12 protein-coding genes are annotated in these 16550 nt (G+C 70.9%); 1 reads left to right on the top strand and 11 read right to left on the bottom strand.

Annotated features, from left to right (window positions below; all coding sequences use genetic code 11):
• Positions 1–6: 6 nt before the first annotated feature.
• The 11 genes from P1V51_07635 to P1V51_07585 all read right to left on the bottom strand — a co-directional run bounded on the left by P1V51_07635 (position 7) and on the right by P1V51_07585 (position 15212).
• Entirely contained in the window at positions 7–879 is an 873-nt protein-coding gene (locus tag P1V51_07635; GenBank protein ID MDF1562899.1) for a protein-glutamate O-methyltransferase, read from the bottom strand.
• Positions 880–906: 27 nt separating this feature from the next.
• On the bottom strand, positions 907–3132 hold the full coding sequence (locus P1V51_07630) for a methyl-accepting chemotaxis protein (GenBank protein MDF1562898.1): 2226 nt from the start codon (positions 3130–3132) through the stop codon (positions 907–909).
• 68 nt (positions 3133–3200) lie between these two features.
• Positions 3201–3731, bottom strand: a complete 531-nt coding sequence (locus P1V51_07625; GenBank protein ID MDF1562897.1) for a chemotaxis protein CheW — start codon at positions 3729–3731, stop codon at positions 3201–3203.
• 15 nt (positions 3732–3746) lie between these two features.
• A complete protein-coding gene (locus P1V51_07620; GenBank protein ID MDF1562896.1) occupies positions 3747–5405 on the bottom strand; it encodes a chemotaxis protein CheA in 1659 nt (552 codons plus the stop codon).
• A complete protein-coding gene (locus P1V51_07615) occupies positions 5402–5947 on the bottom strand; it encodes a chemotaxis protein CheD (protein MDF1562895.1) in 546 nt (181 codons plus the stop codon). The genes P1V51_07620 and P1V51_07615 overlap by 4 nt, the downstream gene beginning before the upstream one ends.
• Positions 5944–6753, bottom strand: coding sequence for a GAF domain-containing protein (locus P1V51_07610; protein ID MDF1562894.1), 810 nt, complete (start codon positions 6751–6753; stop codon positions 5944–5946). Before P1V51_07610 ends, P1V51_07615 begins: the two co-directional genes overlap by 4 nt.
• 8 nt (positions 6754–6761) lie before the next feature.
• Positions 6762–7130: a response regulator gene (locus P1V51_07605; GenBank protein ID MDF1562893.1), complete on the bottom strand. Its 369-nt coding sequence runs from the start codon at positions 7128–7130 to the stop codon at positions 6762–6764.
• A gap of 34 nt (positions 7131–7164) precedes the next feature.
• Complete coding sequence (locus P1V51_07600) at positions 7165–8406, bottom strand: DUF4388 domain-containing protein (GenBank protein MDF1562892.1); 1242 nt, start codon at positions 8404–8406, stop codon at positions 7165–7167.
• A 16-nt stretch (positions 8407–8422) separates the two neighbouring features.
• On the bottom strand, positions 8423–9184 hold the full coding sequence (locus P1V51_07595) for a GAF domain-containing protein (protein MDF1562891.1): 762 nt from the start codon (positions 9182–9184) through the stop codon (positions 8423–8425).
• 195 nt (positions 9185–9379) lie between these two features.
• On the bottom strand, positions 9380–10765 hold the full coding sequence (locus P1V51_07590; protein MDF1562890.1) for a sigma-54 dependent transcriptional regulator: 1386 nt from the start codon (positions 10763–10765) through the stop codon (positions 9380–9382).
• A 46-nt stretch (positions 10766–10811) separates the two neighbouring features.
• On the bottom strand, positions 10812–15212 hold the full coding sequence (locus P1V51_07585) for an MG2 domain-containing protein (protein ID MDF1562889.1): 4401 nt from the start codon (positions 15210–15212) through the stop codon (positions 10812–10814).
• Positions 15213–15425: 213 nt separating this feature from the next.
• Between P1V51_07585 and P1V51_07580 the strand changes: the two genes are divergently transcribed.
• Positions 15426–16550, top strand: a complete 1125-nt coding sequence (locus tag P1V51_07580) for a diguanylate cyclase (GenBank protein MDF1562888.1) — start codon at positions 15426–15428, stop codon at positions 16548–16550.

Below are 16550 nucleotides of genomic sequence, written 5' to 3'. Positions count from 1 at the left end.
CTGGCTCTACCGTCCCGGGGCCTGGAGGTGCGCCCGGTGGCGGTAGGTGGCGGCCGCCACCGGGAGGAGGGGGACGTCGATGCCTCCGAGGGTCTCGGCGTGGCCCACGAAGAGGGTGCCCCAGGGGGCCAGGTGGCTCACCAGCCCCTCGACCACCCGCTGCCGGGTGGGCCGATCGAAGTAGATCATCACGTTGCGGCAGAAGATGAGGTCCGCCTCGGCCAGCGGCGCCTCGCGCTCCTCGATGAGGTTGTGGAGCTCGAAGCGGCACTTCGATCGCAGCTCGGGCACCACCCGGACCAGCGGCTGCCGGCGGTCCTTGCTGCGCATGAAGTAGCGCCGGCGCAGGGCGTCCGAGAGGCCGACGATCCGATCCTGCCGGTAGATGCCCTGGCGGGCCTTCTCCAGGGTGTCCGCGGCGACGTCCGAGCCGATGATCTCGAAGTCGAAGTCGGGGACCTTCCGGCGCCACTCCGAGAGGAGCATGGCTAGGGAGTAGACCTCCTCCCCGGTGGAGCAGCCCGCGCTCCAGATCTTCAGCGGCCCGATCCGGCCCACGCTCTGCGAGAGCTCGGGCAGCAGCGTCTCGACCATCCACTCGAAGTGGCCCGACTCCCGGAAGAACTCGGTCTTGTGGGTCGTGACGACGTCCACCAGGCGCGGGAGCTCCTCCTCCAGGCCCTCGGGGGAGAAGAGGTGCTCACAGTACTCGGCGAAGGAGCCCATCTTCAGCCGCCGCAGCCGCTTCTGGATCCTGGCCTGGAGGAGGACCTTCTTGGTGGGGGGCAGGTGCAGACCGAAGCGCTCGTGGAGGAGGTCCCGCAGGCGCCGGTAGTCCGACTCCCGCAGGGCGCTCTCGTGGGTGGGCGTGGCCAACATGGGGACCTCCTCCTCTCCTTTCACCCGCTAGTCGGCGTAGCGCTCGAACTCGGCGTCCTGCTCGTCACCGGCGACCATCCCCAGGTCGAGGTGCACGCCGTTGCCGTTGCCGTGGCCGTGGCCGTTGCTTCCGTTCCGGGACTCCCGGGGCTCCTCATCCTCGGCGTGGCCCAGGCGGGCCAGGAAGGAGGTCAGCTCCGGGTGGTGCCCGCGAGACTCGCCGCGCCGGTGGCCGTTGCGGGTCTGCTGGTGGCGGCCCAGGTGGAAGAAGCCGATGGTGCTCTGCATCTGGCTCGCCTGGCTGGAGAGCTCCTCCGCGGTGGAGGCCATCTCCTCGGCGGCGCCGGCGTTCTGCTGGATCACCTGATCGAGCTGCTGGATGGCCCGGTTGATCTGCTCGGCGCCGGTGCTCTGCTCCCGGCTGGCCGCGCGGATGTCCTGGACCAGCTCCGCGGTGCGCTGGATGTCGGGGACGATGCGCTCGAGCATCTCGCCCGCCTTCCCCGCGACCTCGACGCTGCCGCCGGAGAGCTCGGAGATCTCCGCCGCCGCCAGCTTGCTGCGCTCGGCGAGCTTTCGCACCTCGGCCGCCACCACCGCGAAGCCCTTGCCGTGCTCGCCGGCCCGCGCCGCCTCGATGGCGGCGTTGAGGGCCAGGAGGTTCGTCTGCCGGGCGATCTCCTCGATGATGGTGATCTTCTGGGCGATCTCGTTCATCGCCGCGACGGTCTCGGCCACGGCGCTCCCGCCGGAGCCGGCGTCGTCAGCCGCCTTGCTGGCGATGCGGTCGGTCTGCAGGGCGTTCTCGGTGTTCTGCCGGATGTTGCCCGCCATCTCCTCCATCGAGGAGGAGACCTCCTCCGCGGAGGCGGCCTGCTCGGAGGCCCCCTGGGACATCTCCTCGGAGGAGGCGCCGAGCTGCTGGGCCGCCGAGGAGACGTTGTCGGCGGCGGCCTGCACGTCGCTGACGATGCTGCGCAGCGACTCGGACATCTTCTGGAGGGCCTGCCCGAGCATCCCCACCTCGTCCCCGCGATCGAGATCGAGGTCCTGGGAGAGGTCACCCTCGGCGATGGCCTGGGCGAAGCCGATGCTCCGGGCCAGGGGGTTGGTGATGCCCCGGGCGATGACCAGCCCCAGCAAGAGGCCGGTGAGGAGGGAGAGGAAGACCACGACCACCAGCACGGTCACCGAGCTGGTCTTGGAGGTGGCGCCATCGGCCTTGGCCGTGGACATGGCCTCCTCGGCCAGGCGCTCCACCCGGTCGAGGACGGCGTCGACCTCGTCGCCCGCGGCGTCCAGCCGCTCCATGGCCTTGCGGGAGCGCTCGGTCTGGGCCAGCGCCACCCGGTGGGCCTCGATCAGCTTGCCGAGCTGCTTGTCGAAGTCCGTGAAGGAGCGCTGGAGGGAGCGGACGGCCTCCCTCCCGCGGCGGGCCGCGGTGGCCTCGAGCTTCCGCCCCGCCACCTCTCCTCCGTCCAGGAGCAGGGTGGTCGCGGCGTCGAACTCCAGGCGGGTCTCCGCCATCTCCCGGTCGAGCTCCTCGAACTCCCGCGCGTTGCGAACCTGGGCGTACTCCTCGGCGTAGATCCGGGAGTGGGCGATCTCGGTCTGCACCTGCTCGGCGACCTGCATCGCCAGCGCCCCCTGCAGATCCGCCGCCGCGTCGGCGCCCTCCTCCGAGAGGTAGACCCGCTCGAGGTCGTGGGCCTCCCGGGTGACGACCGCGAAGGCCTCCTCGAGACCCTTCATGGCCGCCTCCTTGGCGACGTCCGCCGTGATCAGGGCCTTGCCGGCCGCCACCAGCTCGTCCGCGGCGGGCACGAAGGACTCCTCGTTGATCCGCACGGCCTCGCGGATGGCCTCGGCCAGCTCGGCGTGCTCGGTCTTGTGGACCACCGTCCCCTCCTCGAGGCGGCCGCCGTTGAGGATCATGGAGGCGTAGTGCTCGTAGCTCTCCATCGCCTCCCGGTACTTGCGCTCGAGCTCGGGCAGCTCCTCGGCGTTGGCCAGGGCGACGACGGTCGAGTTGCTCTGGTACTCGGCGGTGGCGTCCCGGGCGTGCATCACCGAGAGCTTCATCTCGTTGGCCACGTGGTGGACCGGCGCCTCCCGGTCACCCACCACGAAGAGGGCGTCGCCCATGTTCTCGATGCCGCGCCATCCGACGAAGCCCGCCACCGCGATCAGGACCAGCAGGCTCCCGAAACCGACCGCCAGCTTTCCTCCGATCCGCATGTCCTTCCAGCTCATCTTCTTCTCCTTCGACTATGGGTGACGCGCTCGGGCGTCCGATTCGAAAAGGTCTCTTCGCCGTGGCCCTAGGGGCGGGCCTCCTGGGAGGCCACCAGCGCCTCGTCCCCGCTCTCCGCGGCGACCACGACCGCTGCGAGGTCGTCGTCGGAGAGGATCTGCTCGATGTCGATGATCAGGAGGAACGACTCCTCCATCACGCCCATCCCGACGATGAAGCGGGTGTCGATCCGGGTCCCGAAGGTCGGGGGGGGCTCGATCCGCTCCGGGGCGAGGTCGATGACCTCGTCCACCGCGTCGGTGACGATCCCGATGATCTGCTTCCCGTCCTCCGCCGCGACCTCGAGGATCACGATGCAGGTGTCGGAGGTGACCGGCGCGGCCTCCAGCCCGAACTTCGTGGCCAGATCCAGCACCGGCACCACGTGGCCGCGCAGGTTGATCACCCCGCGGACGAAGGCCGGCATCCGGGGCACCCGGGTGATCCGGCTGTACTCGATGATCTCCCGCACCCGCAGGATGCCCAGGGCGTAGGTCTCCCCCAGCATCTCGAAGGTCAGGTACTGCGGGTGCTCGTCCAGTCTCTCTTCCAGGGTCATGGCTTCTCCGATCCTTCAGGCGCGCGAGGCGCTCTCGACCTCCAGCTCGACGGTCTCGATGAGCTGGGGGATGTCGACGATGAGGGCGACGTCTCCGGTCCCGAGCACCGTCGAGGCCGAGATCCCCGGCACCTCGTCGAACATCCGGCCCAGGGACTTCACGACCGTCTGGTGCTCTCCGTTGAGCTCGTCCACCACCAGGCCGGCCCGCCGGCCCTGATCCTGGACGACCACGATGCTCTCCCGCTCCACCGGCCCCTGCGTGCGGGCCTCGAAGAAGGAGGCGAGGCGAACGAAGGGCAGGGGCTCGCCCCGCAGGTGGATGGTCCCGTAGCGCTCCTGTCCTCCCTGCGCGGCGCGGGGAACATCGAGGCACTCCACCACGTTCTCCAGGGGCAGGACGTAGGTCTCTCGCGCCACCTGGACGGCGAAGCCCTCGATGATGAGCAGGGTCAGCGGGAGCCGGATCCGCACGGTGGTCCCCGCGCCCGGGTGGCTGCTCACCGAGAGCGTGCCCCGGAGGGCCTCGACGTTGCGGCGGACCACGTCCATGCCCACGCCCCGGCCCGAGACCTCGCTGATCTCGGAGGCGGTGGAGAGCTGAGGTGCGAAGATCAGGCTGGAGAGATCGGCGGGCGCGGGCGCCCCCTCGTCGAGCAGCCCGAGCTCCCGGGCTCGCGCGACGATGGCCTCCGCGTCCAGCCCGGCGCCGTCATCGGTGACCTCGACGAGGATGTGGCCGCTCTGGTGGAAGGCCCGCAGGGTCACCGTCCCCACCGGGTCCTTGCCCGCCGCGCTGCGCTCCTCGGCCCGCTCGAGTCCGTGATCGACGGCGTTGCGGATCAGGTGGGTCAGCGGGTCGCGCAGGAGCTGGACGATGGCCGTGTCGACCTCGACCTCGCTCCCCTCGGTGACGAGGCGCGCGAGCTTCCGGCTACGGCGGGAGAGATCCCGTACGGTCCGGACGTGCTGGCGGAAGAGTGGCCCGAGCGGCACCATCCTCACCTCGAGGACGATCTCCTGGAGCTCCTGGAAGAGGCGATCGAGGTCCGCGTGGGACTGCAAGGCGGCCTCGACGTCACCCTCCTCGAGGAGCTGCCGGATGCCACCCCGCTCGATCGCGATCTCACCGGTGAGGTTGAGGAGCCGGTCGAGCTTCTCGACGTCGACCCGCAGGGTGTCTCGCTTGCGGCGCTCGGCGGCCTCGCGGCCCTCCGCGGGGCCCGACCCCCGCGGCTCCGCCGCGCCGCCGTTGCTGCGAACCGCCTTCCCCGCGATCTCCGCCGCCAGCTGCTCGATGCGCTGACGCAGCGCCTTCTGCTCGGCCGTCGGCTCCTTCAGGTCGTCGGCGCGCCCCGGGGTCATCTCGCGCAGGGCGTCGATGCCCTGGAGCACCAGTGGGTAGATCTCGCCGGCGTCCCGCCCGGGATCGTCGCGCAGCCCCTCGAGGAGATCCTCCAGGACGTGGGCGAACTCGGAGAGGTCGTGGAGGTTCACGCAGAGGGCGTCACCCTTCAGGCTGTGGGCCATGCGGAAGAGGGTGTCGATCTCCTCGCGCCCGCCCTCCCCGGCCTCGAGCTGGAGGACCATCTCCTCCATCACCGCGAGGTGCTCTTCCGCGTCGGCCCGGAAGGTCCGGAAGAGGGTGTCGAGATCGAAGTCCAGGTCGCTCATCTCCGGCCTCTCTGCAGGTGCCGCATCCAGACCTCGCCGTCACCGACGCGGAAGACCACCCGGCGCCCCGCCCGTCCGCCGACGTCCCGCGCGACGATGGGGATGCCGAGGTGATCGAGCAGCCGCTCCGCCACCTCGATGTTCCGGGGCCCGACGCCGCCCCCGCTGCGGCGCAGCGAGTCGACGACGCAGGCGCCCCCGTAGACCCTGGCCCGCAGCCCATTCCGGCGCGCCCCTCGGCGCTCGAGCTCCTCGAGGAGCTGCTGGATGGCGACCTCTCCGAAGCGGGCCGAGCTGCGCGAGCCCCTCGCCCGCAGGGGGAGCAGGTAGTGGTTCATCCCGCCGATCGCGCGCTCGGCGTCCCAGAGACAGACGGCCACGCAGGAGCCCAGTACGGTCTTCACGGCCTCCTCGCCTCGCCCGACGAAGATGCGGCCCGGCTGGAGGTAGGCACCGGTCTTCGGCTCACCGGGCTCCCGGTTGCCGCGAGTCGTCGTGCCGTCCTGCGCGCCCGGGCGCGAGGCGAGGGGAAACACCGTCATCCGCTCACCCGCGCTTCCACGCCCGCCGCCAGGCGGGCCTCGAGGGAGCCGCTGTAGAGAGCCACCGCGGCGTGGGTCGCGAGCAGATCGAAGAGCGCCAGGTCGGTCTCGTCGTAGCCCTCCTTCTGCTGGAGCAGACGGAAGATCGCGATCGCGCCGATCACCCGGCTCCCCACCTTCAGGGGAATGCAGCAGGAGAGGTGCGCCTCGTCGCCGGTCGGGACCTCGCCCTCGCCCTCGCCGCGCAGCGCGCACCAGAGCTCGCCCGAGCGCAGCGAGGAGGCGATGAGGCCCTTGTTCGCCGTGCGGTGGCTGCCGATCGGCCAGTCCAGGCCGAAGGTGGCCGCGACCACCAGCTCCTGGCTCTCGGGATCGAGCTCCAGGACCGCCACCTCCTCCGAGCCCACCAGGTTGATGATGATCTCGAGGATGGCCTCGAGGACCTTCTCCCGCTCGAGATCACCGTGGAGTCGGTAGCTCGCCACGTAGAGGTTCGCCAGGCTGGCGTTCTGCTCCTCGATGTCGAGGAACTGGTCGGCGAAGGCCTCGTTCTCCTGCTCGATCTCCTGGAGCTGCCGCTGCAGGCGCGCCTGATCCGCACGGTAGGATTCGACCTCCTCGCGCAGCTCCAGCATCCGCTCGTGGAGCTTGAGCTTCTCCTCCTGGTTGCGCGACAGCTCGGTCTCGTAGGTGGCGACCAGCTTCCGCAGCCGGGCGTTCTCACCGAGGAGTCCCTGGACGTAGTCGCGGGTGTGCTCCAGCACGTTGCCCACGAAACCCTCGGCCCGCTCTCTCGACTTGGACATGGTTCCCCCTAGCCGATGAGGTTGCGGATCTTCGAGGTCAACTCGATGTTGCTGATCGGCTTGGTGACGTAGTCGTCGCAGCCGCTCGCGTAGCCCTGCTCGACGTTCTCGTACTCACCCCGCGTGGTCACCAGGATGATCGGGATCTCGCGAGTCTTCTCGAGCTGGCGGAGCTGCTGGCAGGCCTCGAAGCCGTTCATCTTGGGCATCACGACGTCCATCAGGATGAGATCGGGCTGCTTGGCCAGCGCGACGGAGATCGCCTCCTCACCGTTCATGGCGGTGAAGAGCTCGAAGCCGCTGCCGTTGAGGAGCATCCGCTCCATCATCAGGACGGTGTTCGAATCGTCGACCAGCAAGATCTTCTTCTTCTCCATCGGTGCCGCTCTCCTATGGGCTGCGGGAGGTCTTTCAGGCGCTGCGACTGCGGCGAGCCTCTTCCAGCTCGCGCCGCAAGAGCTCGTTCTCGAAGGCCAGGCCCGCCTGGGAGGCGGCGAGGCCGATGACGTCGACCTCGTCGATCCCGGTCTCGATGAAGCCGTTGTCCGCGTAGATGATCAGGATGGCCCGCTCCTGGCCGACCACCGGGAAGGCCACCACCTGCGGGTGACGGGGGGCGCCGATGAGGCCGCGCATCGCGGCGTCGAGCCCCGACTGATCGAAGGCCGCGGTGGTGATGCGGGCCCGGCGCAGGGCGTGGGTCAGGACGTTCTCGCTCTCGAGGGAGAGGGAGAGCGCGGCGGTGACCTGGGCCAGGGGCTGCCCGGAGGCGGTGGTCCCGAAGGCCCCGAGGGCGACGAGGCGCTTGGGGCGAACGGCGAAGAGGATGGCGCGCTCGACCGACTCCGAGATGACGTTCATCAGGGAGAGGGCGACGGTGGCCGAGACCAGGCCGCTGCGCATCTCGACGACCACCCGGCGCAGCTTCTGGAGCTGGAAGAGCGAGTCGGAGCCCCGCTCGCCGAGGGGCTGCATCGGCAGCCCGCCCTCGAGGTGCTCCAGCTCGGGGTGGGTGTGGATCTCGGTGGGGCCGCTGCCCGAGGCCTCGGAGCCGGGGGGCACCGCGCCCGCCGGAGAGGGCACCACCACCGTGGCGGCGCTGCGGCCCCGCAGGTGGCGCTCCACCACCGGCCCCGCCCCCGTGCGGTTGCGCTCGTCGAAGAGGCGCATCGCCTCGAGCAGGACCATCTGGGTGTTGAGCCGGATCGAGGGGATGATCTCGGAGGGATCCAGCCCGGCGGCGTCGAGGGGGCGCAGGTCGTCGAGGGCGAAGTCGAACTGCCCCCGGGTCCAGACCGCCAGCTCGTAGATCGACTGCTCGATGTGGGTGCGGATCGCCGCGTGGAGCTTCTCCTGGGTGATCAGGCCCAGCTCGAGGAGGTGGTGACCGATCGGCCGCCAGGGGCTGGAGCCCTGCTGGGCGGCGGCCGCGCGCTCGGCGTCCTCGGGGCGGATCATCCCGCGCGCGATCAGGAAGGCCGTGAGGCGCACCGCCGAGGGAGATTGGGCGTGGACCACCCAGCCCCGGTGGAAGGTGATGGTGCCGGTCCCCTCCTGGCCTACCACCGCGAGGGTGCCGGTGCGCTCCCCGAGATGGATGAACTGCATGATGTCCGCGATGCTGACGTCCTGCAGGTTTCCGGAGAGGCTCATGGTGACGTTTCCGTTCCTAGTGCTTGCGCAGGAGGCCCGTGAGGCCCTCCAGCGTGCGCAGCTTGCGCTGGGTGCTCGCGTAGACCTCGGCCGCGAAGAGGGCCGAGGCGGCGTGCGCTGCCAGGAGATCGAGGAGGTCCCGGTCCTGATCGGCCAGGGCCCCCTTGTGAGAGAGGAGGGAGAGGACGGCCAGCACGCCCACCGTGACGCCGTCCACCGAGAGGGGCACCGCCGCCACCAGGCCGACGTCGCCGTCGGGGGCGAGGCGCAGCACGCCGTCCTCGAGGGTCGCGTCGACGAGGGGATTGCCGCCCTCATAGGTCGGCCCCGAGAAGTGCCCCGAAGGGTCGTCGCCCTGACGCAGGACGACGGTGCAGTTGCCGGCCGCCTCGTCGGCGAGGAGCAGCACGAAGGACTCGGCGCCCAGGAGGTTGGTGGCCACCTCGGCGATGGCGGTGTGGACCTCGCGCGGCTCGAGGGTGGCGTGGAGCTGGTAGGTCGCGACGTAGAGGCTCATCAGCCGGCCGGCCTGGTTCTCCAGCTCCACCAGCCGCATGGTGAGCTGCTCGCGATCCTCGTCGGCCTCGGCCAGGCGACCCTCCAGCTCGGCCAGGCGAAGCTCGGTCTCGTCGTCAGCGCCCGGCGCCCCCCCTCGATGAGCGGCGAGCTGCTCCTCGAGCTGGCGGGTCAGGCGGTGGGCCCGCGCCATCGACGACCGGATCTGCAGCAGCAGCTCGCGGGACGCCTCGCCCTCCGCCTCGTCCTCTCGCCTGTCCAATGGATCGCCCAAGTTCGCCCCCGCGCACTCTCGCCCGCGACCAGTTCGACGGGCGTGACCTCACCCCTGTGCGAAGGCCGTACCAGCCTGGACCTCCGCGTGAGCGCGCAAGGAGTCCGGGGGGTTGCGCGATCCCTCCACCCGCAGAGGCGGTCGTGAGGACGCGACGGATCCAGATCCTGGATGGGCTTCCGTCTAGGATCTGGATCGTTCGATGCCGTACTTCTTCAGCCGCTGGTAGAGCGTGCTCCGGGGGATCCCCAGGAGCCGGGCCGCCTCACCCACGTGGCCGCTGGTCCGCACCAGCGCCTCGTTGATGTGGTCTCGCTCGACCTCCTCCAGCAGCAGGAAGCGGTCCTCGTCCCGGGTCAGGGCACAGCTCGGCGCCCGCCCGTGGATCTTGAGGGAGAGGGCGTCGATGCGATCGCCGTCGACGAAGAGCAGCGCCCGCTCGAGGACGTTGCGCAGCTCCCGGATGTTGCCCGGCCAGGGGTGGGCGCTCAGGCAGGTGTCGGCGTCGGGCGTCAGCTCCGGCACCGGGCGCCCCAGATCCGAGCAGAGCTGATGGAGGATGGTGCGGGCCAGCAGCGGCACGTCCTCGAGCCGCTCCCGCAGGGGGGGGACGCGCAGGGGCAGCGTGCTGATCCGGTAGTAGAGGTCGCTGCGGAAGCGCCCCTTGCGGGCCTCGGCGGCGAGATCCAGGTTGCTGCAGGCGATCAGGCGGATGTCCACCCGCTGATCCCGCACCGCCCCCACCCGCCGGAAGCGCCGCTCCTCGAGGCTGGTGAGCAGCTTCGGCTGGAGGGTGAGGTCGAGGTCGCCGATCTCGTCCAGGAAGAGCGTGCCCCGATCCGCCACCTCGATCAGCCCGCGCTTGATGGCGTTCGCTCCGGTGAAGGCGCCCTTCTCGTGGCCGAAGAGCTCGCTCTCGAGCAGCGCCGCGGGCAGGGCCGCGCAGTTCACCGAGACGAAGGACTCCTCGCGGCGCGCACCGTTTCGGTGGATCCAGGAGGCCAGGAGGGTCTTGCCGGTGCCCGTCTCCCCGACCAGCAGGACCGGGCTGTGGGTGGAGGCGATGCGCCGCGCCTGCAGGGCGAGGTCCCGGATGACCCGGCTCGTTCCCTGGAAGGGATCGACCTCGGCCCGGACCTGGCTGCGCTGGGTCGCCTGCCGGACCCGCCGATCGCGGCGCGCCTCGAGGGTGCGCTCGACGAGCACCAGCAGGGCCTCGAAGGTCACCGGCTTGGTGATGAAGTGGTCGGCGCCCTCCTTCACCGCCTGGACCGCGAGGTCGATGGTGGCGTGGGCCGTGACCACCACCACCGGCATGGCCGGATCCAGCTCCTTGAGCCCGCCCATCACGTCCAGGGCCGTTCCGTCCGGCAGCCGGTAGTCGAGGATCGCGAGATCGGCGTCCTGATCCTTGAGGATCTCCAGGGCCTCGGCGCAGGTCTCGGCCGCGAGGACCTCGAAGCCCTCGCCCTCGAGGAAGTCCCGCACCGCGAAACGCAGGCCCTCCTCGTCCTCCAGGAGCAGGATGGTCTCTCGCTTGCCGGACTCGTTGCGTCGATGGGTGCTCATGGATCTTGCCCGACCCTAGGCAAGAGTGGCCTGAATGTCCCTACCGTCAGGGGAGGATCCGGACGGGCAGCCCTCCGACCCAGACCTTCTGGTCGTTGCCGTAGTAGAGGTAGGCGCTCGAGGCCGGCCCCTGGTACTCGCCCGGCACGTAGGCCGTGAGCTCGAGGGGCACGTCGAGCGCCTGCCCGGGCTCCAGCTGACGGAAGTAGAGGATCACCTCCCTGGCCCGGGTCTCGTAGAAGGCGATGGTGCCCTTCTCGACGAGCTCCTTGAGCTGCCAGGTCTGGAAGGTGAGCCCGGCGGGCAGGCCCACCCGGGCCAGCGCCATCGGCAGCCCCTTCTCGGTCTTGTTCTTCAGGTGCACCGTCAGCCGGAGGTTCTCGCCCAGCTTCGCCTCCGCGCGGGCGAGCTCGGTCTCCAGGGCGAGGGGCACCCCCTCGTCGCTGTCGGGGGTCAGGGTCCGGTAGGTCGCGGCGAAGGAGAAGGGCAGCCCACCCTCCACCGGGACCTCGCTCGTGCGGACGAGCTCCAGGGTGTTCTCCCCGGACACGAGGCGCTCGCCGAAGCCCTCGAAGAGCAGGGGCTCGCCGCGGCCGTCCTCGTAGGAGAGCGTGGCGACCTCCTCGCCGTTCACCTTCAGGGTGACGCTCCCCGCGCCCGAGATGCGGCGGGAGGCCTCCGCGTGCCGCAGGGTGGCCTTGATCGCCAGCACCGTGGCCTGGGTGGCGCCCCACTGACCGAAGCCGCCCCGGTTGGCGTTGAGCCACTCGACGCCCCGGCGAACCGCGGCGTCGTGGCCGCCGACGTCGAGGAGGGCCAGGAGGGCCAGGGCGGTGGTCTCGATCGTCAGGTTGAGCCCGCTGCTGCGGGTGATGGAGTGGTCGGCCCGCTTCCAGCTGCCGTCCTCGGCCTGGAGGGCCGCCAGGCGCTTCGCCGCGGCTTTCGCCTGCCCCCGCCAGCGCTCCAGGTTGTGGAGGGAGGCGGTGGCCAGGGCCAGGAGGTAGGCGTCCTCGCTCGCGCGGGCGAGGGCGGCCTGCGCCTCGAGCTCGGGCCCCAGGTCGGTGTAGCCCGCCTCGGTCAGCGCGTAGACGATGTAGGCGTCGGTCACCTCGGCCGAGGCGCGGCCGAAGCTGTCCAGGGCCCGGCTGTTGCGCTGGAAGCTCCCCTTGCCGTCGCGGCGGGAGAGGAGCCACTGCGCGGTCCGGTCCACCATGGCGTCGTCCACCTCGGGGAAGACTCGCTTCATGTCGGCGAACTCGAGCAGGCCGTAGGCGGTGAGGGCCTCGTGACCGGGCGCGCCCCCGAACCACTCGTAGCCCTTCTGCGGGGTCTCGTAGCCGACGATCTTGCGGTAGCCCCGCTGGAGCAGCCCCTGGGAGCGCTCGAGCAGCGCGGGATCGATCTTGTCCGCCGACTGGAGCAGACCCATGACCATGACGTTGGGGTAGTTCACCGAGCTGGCCTGCTCGAAGCAGCCGTGGGGCTCGCGCAGGAGCCCGTCGAGGCCTCCGGTCACCGTCGCCAGGGGCGAGGGATAGACCCGCAGCGAGGCCTCGGTGGTGTGCTCGAGGGGATCGATCACCTCGACGGTGAACGACTGGCGTTCGGCCACCTCTCCGCTGTGGCTCACCTCCTGGGGGAAGCCCCGGGGCACCACCCGGACCTCCCGGACGAACTCGTCCGAGAGCCCGCGGCTGGAGGCGGCGAAGCGCACCGGCACCTGACCCTTCTGGCGCTTCACCTCGAGCGGGTACATCTGGCTGTTGCGCTCACCGGCGGCGATGCTGACCGCACCGGCGGCCAGGGGCTCGGCGAGGGCGAGCCCCTCCCCGAAGGTGGCCTCGACCTCGACCTCCATGGGCTCGGCGCGCTCGTTGGTGAGGGAGAGGGGGAGGAGCAGCCGGTCTCCGGCGCTGACCTCGAGGGGCAGCTTCACCGACATGCTGAAGGGGAGCTTGGACTGGATCACCGTCTCGTCCCGGCCGGCCACGCCGGCGGCCACGCCCTCGGTGACGATCCGGAAGGAGGTGACCGCGTCCGAGAGGTAGAAGGTCACCGCCGCCGTCCCGTCCTTGCCGGTGCGCACGGTGGGCGCCCAGTGGATGGTCTCCCGGAAGTCGGTGCGGGGACCGTCGTAGGCCCCCGAGTAGCTGGGCGCCGGGAAGACCCGCACCGGGGCCCAGGCGACCTGCGCCTCCTCCTTCGCCGCCATCTCCCAGTCGGCGTCCTTCCCCCCGAAGAGGCCCACACCCCGCCCGCCGGCCGCTCGCTCGAGCCCGCCGAGCTCCATCGGCTCGGCCTCGTCGGCCTCCATCAGCTGGTCGGCCATCTGCCTCGGGGCGGCCTCGACGGGCGCCGCCATCGGCGGCGGCTCGGGGGCCGGATCCGCGAGGCGGTTCTCCCGGCGGTCCGCGGCAACCTGCACCCGTAGCTGCTTCTTGGCTTCGGGCGCGGGCTCCGCCTCGGGGAGCGCCAGGACCGCCCGCCGCCTCATCTCGGCGGGCGCCTTCGCCGGGGCGCGGCGCGGCACCGCGAGGTCCCGGGGCATCCCGCCCTTGGCCTTCAGGCGCGGTCTCGGCATGGGAGGTGGCATGGCCCCGGCCGGCAGCTCCCGGAATCCGGCCACCTCGGTGCTGGTCGGCAGCGGCTCCGGCGGCGGCGGCGCGAAGACCGGCTTCCAGTCGAAGCGCCGCCAGCCGCGGGTGCCCATGAGCAGGTCGAGGGCCAGGGCGCTCTTGTCCTCGGTGAGATCGAAGAAGAAGCGCGGCTCCTCGATCTTCCCGGGGAGCTCGGGCTCGAGGAAGAGCGTCTCGAAGAGCCGCCCGGTCTTGTCGTCGGCGAAGGAGATCACCGTGTCGTCCACCACCGAGAGCGCCAGCTCGGCCGGGACCGGCTCGCCCGCCGGGGTGCTCGTCTTGACCTCGAGGAGGACCTGATCGCGCGGCGCGAAGCTCTTCTTGCGCGGCGTCACCTCCACCTTCAGCCGGGCTCGCCGGTGCCGGTAGACGAGGCGCTCGGCCAGGGGGCGCTTCTCGGCGTCGAAGACCGTCACCCGGGCCACGCCCTGGCGGCCCACCAGGCTCTCCTCCTCGGCCTTCAGGTAGGCCACCGCCTGCCCACCCTCCGGCACCTCGATCGTCGCCGCGTCGATGGCCCGCTCCCGCAGGGTCGCCACCACGGTCACCGTGCGGGCCTCGCTGCAGCGCACCCCCACCCGCAGGGCCTCGAGCTGGCCGTCGAGGTCGTCGAAGCTCTGCAGCACGCAGCCCTCCGGAGCGGGCAGCGGCAGGGCCACCTCCTCGGTGATGCCCGCCGGCGCGTCGATCACCGCCCGGTAGGTCCGGCCGGTGGCGGGGGTGAAGTTCATCCGGCCGAGCCCGTTCTTGTAGGTGGAGAAGCGGGCGACCGCCTGGTCGTGGTCGTCGAGGATCCGGCCGGAGAGATCGGCCGGCTTGCCCAGCATGTTCTTGGCCTCGAAGTAGAGGCGGCCGGAGAGCCCCTCCACCAGCTGGCCGCCCTCGGGGAAGAAGGCCAGCTGCACCTTCCGCATCAGGATCGGGACCCGCCGGGTCACCGACTCGGTCACCCCGCCGTCGTCGATCATCACCGTCAGGAGTCCGTCACCCACCTCGAGGGTCTCCGGCAGCGCGAAGCTCAGGACCACCTCGCCCTCCTCGTCGGTCTTGGCCCGGATCCGGGGCAGCTCGGCGCCGTCGAGCATGACGATGCCCTCCACCGCCTGCCGGGCCAGCGCCTCGCCGGTGGGCCGCTTCAGGGAGAGCGACGCGGCGACGGAGTCCCCGGGGCCGTAGGCCTTGCGCAGGAACTCCAGCTTCTTCTTGATCCGCGGCGGCTCGTAGGTGCTGACGATGATCGTGCGCTCCGCCATCGAGCCGTCGAAGGCCCGCACCCGCAGCTTGTACTCGCCGCCCTGCACCTCGGCGGGGAGCTCGAAGTCGTTGGAGGAGAGCCCCCCCTCCGAGAGGACCCGCTTCTTGAGGACCACCGCCCCCTTGGGGCTGACCAGCTCGTAGTAGCTGCCCTGGTTGTGGGCCGCGCCCGCCAGGGTGCTGGTCATCAGATCCCAGCTCTTCACCCAGATGGTCTCGCCCGGCTTGTAGAGGGGCTTGTCGGTCTGGATGTAGATGCGCTGCCCCGCCCGGTCCTCGAAGTGCCGATCGATCCGCGTGAGGAGCGCCTGCACGTCGGGCGCCTCGCCCAGGCGTGGGCTGGCCTCGGGCGCCTTCTCCGGCGCCACTGGCGGGAGGTCGGGCTTGCGGGCCAGGAGGTCCGCCGCCGCGGCCTCGTCTCCGATCCCCTTCGGCGGCTCGGGCGTCTCCTTCGGATCCTCAGGGGGCGGCGGGGGGGGCGGGGGCGGCGGGGGCGCCTTCTCCGGGCAGGCCGCGATCAGGAAGGAGAGCAGGAACAGGCCAGCGAGGCGCTTCATTTTTCCCCCGACAGTGGATGTGTGGACGGACAGGGAGCAGGCACCGCAGGGCGGTCGACCGTCTCCCCTACTACGCCCCAGTCCCGGGAAAGGATCTAGGGCCGGGGCATGTGCGGGGATGTGTCCCTCCTTGGGGGCAAGGCCCGGACGGGAAAGCCGCCATTGATCCCGCCGGTGAAATGTCTATCGTAGGAGGTACAAGGGGGAACGACAGTGACCAGCACGGGAAGGCGGATCCTGATCGTCGATGACGATCCGGAGATCGTCCGGCTGATCGAGAGGAGTCTCGCCCGGTCCTTCGAGGTCACCGTGGCCTACTGCGGGGCGGAGGCGCTCGAGATCCTCGAAGAGGAGAGCGAGGGCGCCTTCGACGCGATCCTCGCCGACCACATGATGCCGGAGATCACCGGCATCGATCTGCTGCGCCGCTGCCTCTCCCTGCAGCCCGACGCCGCCCGCCTGCTCGTCACCTCCTCCCACGAGCCGCAGGTGGCCCACGACGCGATCAACCTGGCCCGGGCCCACCGCATCCTGATGAAGCCCTTCGGGCTCTCGGAGCTCGGCGAGTTCGTCAGCAGCGCCATCCGGGAGGTCGAGCTCGAGCGGGAGCTGCGGCAGAAGAACGACCTGCTCAACCAGGCCCTCGGCGCGCTGCGCGAGAACGAGGCGCACCTCGAGCGCGAGATCACCGTGCGCACCCGCGCCCTGATGATGGCCAACTCCGAGCTCGCCCGGCTGGCGATGCGCGACGGCCTCACCGACCTGCACAACCACCGCTACTTCCAGGACCTGCTGCGGGCCGAGGTGGCCAGCGCCACCACCTACGACCGCCCCTTGAGCCTGCTCTTCGTCGACGTCGATCACTTCAAGGCCTACAACGACCGGCTCGGCCACCAGGCCGGCGACGCGGTCCTCCAGGCCATCGCGAAGATCCTCAGCACCACCCGCGACGAGAGCGCGCCCGAGCTCGCGGGGCGCTCCGCCGACAACGTCGCCCGCTACGGGGGAGACGAGTTCGTGATGAGCCTGCCGGAGACCGAGAAGTCGGGTGCCCTCGCCCGGGCCGAGCGGATCCGCAAGGCGGTCGAGCGCTGGCACTTCCCGGACGAGGAGCTGGCCGGGACCAGGATCAGCGTCAGCATCGGGGTCGCCTCCCTCCCGGAGGACGCCAAGACCCGGGAGAGCCTCATCGAGGCCGCCGATCAGGCGATGCTCCTGGCCAAGCGCCTGGGCGGCAACCGGATCCAGGGCGCCGGGGACTACGACATCGGCGAGGAGGACGAGGAGGAGGCCCTCGCCACCGTCGGGCCGATCCCCGGTCACAACCGGCGGCACTGA

This window comes from Deltaproteobacteria bacterium, from assembly GCA_029210625.1.
Lineage (GTDB): Bacteria > Myxococcota > Myxococcia > SLRQ01 > SLRQ01 > JARGFU01.
This window is presented reverse-complemented; position numbering and strand designations above follow the sequence as displayed.

What these genes read in the sequence shown, in the direction of transcription:
- P1V51_07635 (MDF1562899.1), bottom strand. Translation starts at nt 879, where the DNA reads ATGTTGGCCACGCCCACCCACGAGAGCGCCCTGCGGGAGTCGGACTAC.
- P1V51_07620 (MDF1562896.1), bottom strand. Translation starts at nt 5,405, where the DNA reads ATGAGCGACCTGGACTTCGATCTCGACACCCTCTTCCGGACCTTCCGG.
- P1V51_07610 (MDF1562894.1), bottom strand. Translation starts at nt 6,753, where the DNA reads ATGTCCAAGTCGAGAGAGCGGGCCGAGGGTTTCGTGGGCAACGTGCTG.
- P1V51_07590 (MDF1562890.1), bottom strand. Translation starts at nt 10,765, where the DNA reads ATGAGCACCCATCGACGCAACGAGTCCGGCAAGCGAGAGACCATCCTG.
- P1V51_07615 (MDF1562895.1), bottom strand. Translation starts at nt 5,947, where the DNA reads ATGACGGTGTTTCCCCTCGCCTCGCGCCCGGGCGCGCAGGACGGCACG.
- P1V51_07585 (MDF1562889.1), bottom strand. Translation starts at nt 15,212, where the DNA reads ATGAAGCGCCTCGCTGGCCTGTTCCTGCTCTCCTTCCTGATCGCGGCC.
- P1V51_07625 (MDF1562897.1), bottom strand. Translation starts at nt 3,731, where the DNA reads ATGACCCTGGAAGAGAGACTGGACGAGCACCCGCAGTACCTGACCTTC.
- P1V51_07605 (MDF1562893.1), bottom strand. Translation starts at nt 7,130, where the DNA reads ATGGAGAAGAAGAAGATCTTGCTGGTCGACGATTCGAACACCGTCCTG.
- P1V51_07600 (MDF1562892.1), bottom strand. Translation starts at nt 8,406, where the DNA reads ATGAGCCTCTCCGGAAACCTGCAGGACGTCAGCATCGCGGACATCATG.
- P1V51_07630 (MDF1562898.1), bottom strand. Translation starts at nt 3,132, where the DNA reads ATGAGCTGGAAGGACATGCGGATCGGAGGAAAGCTGGCGGTCGGTTTC.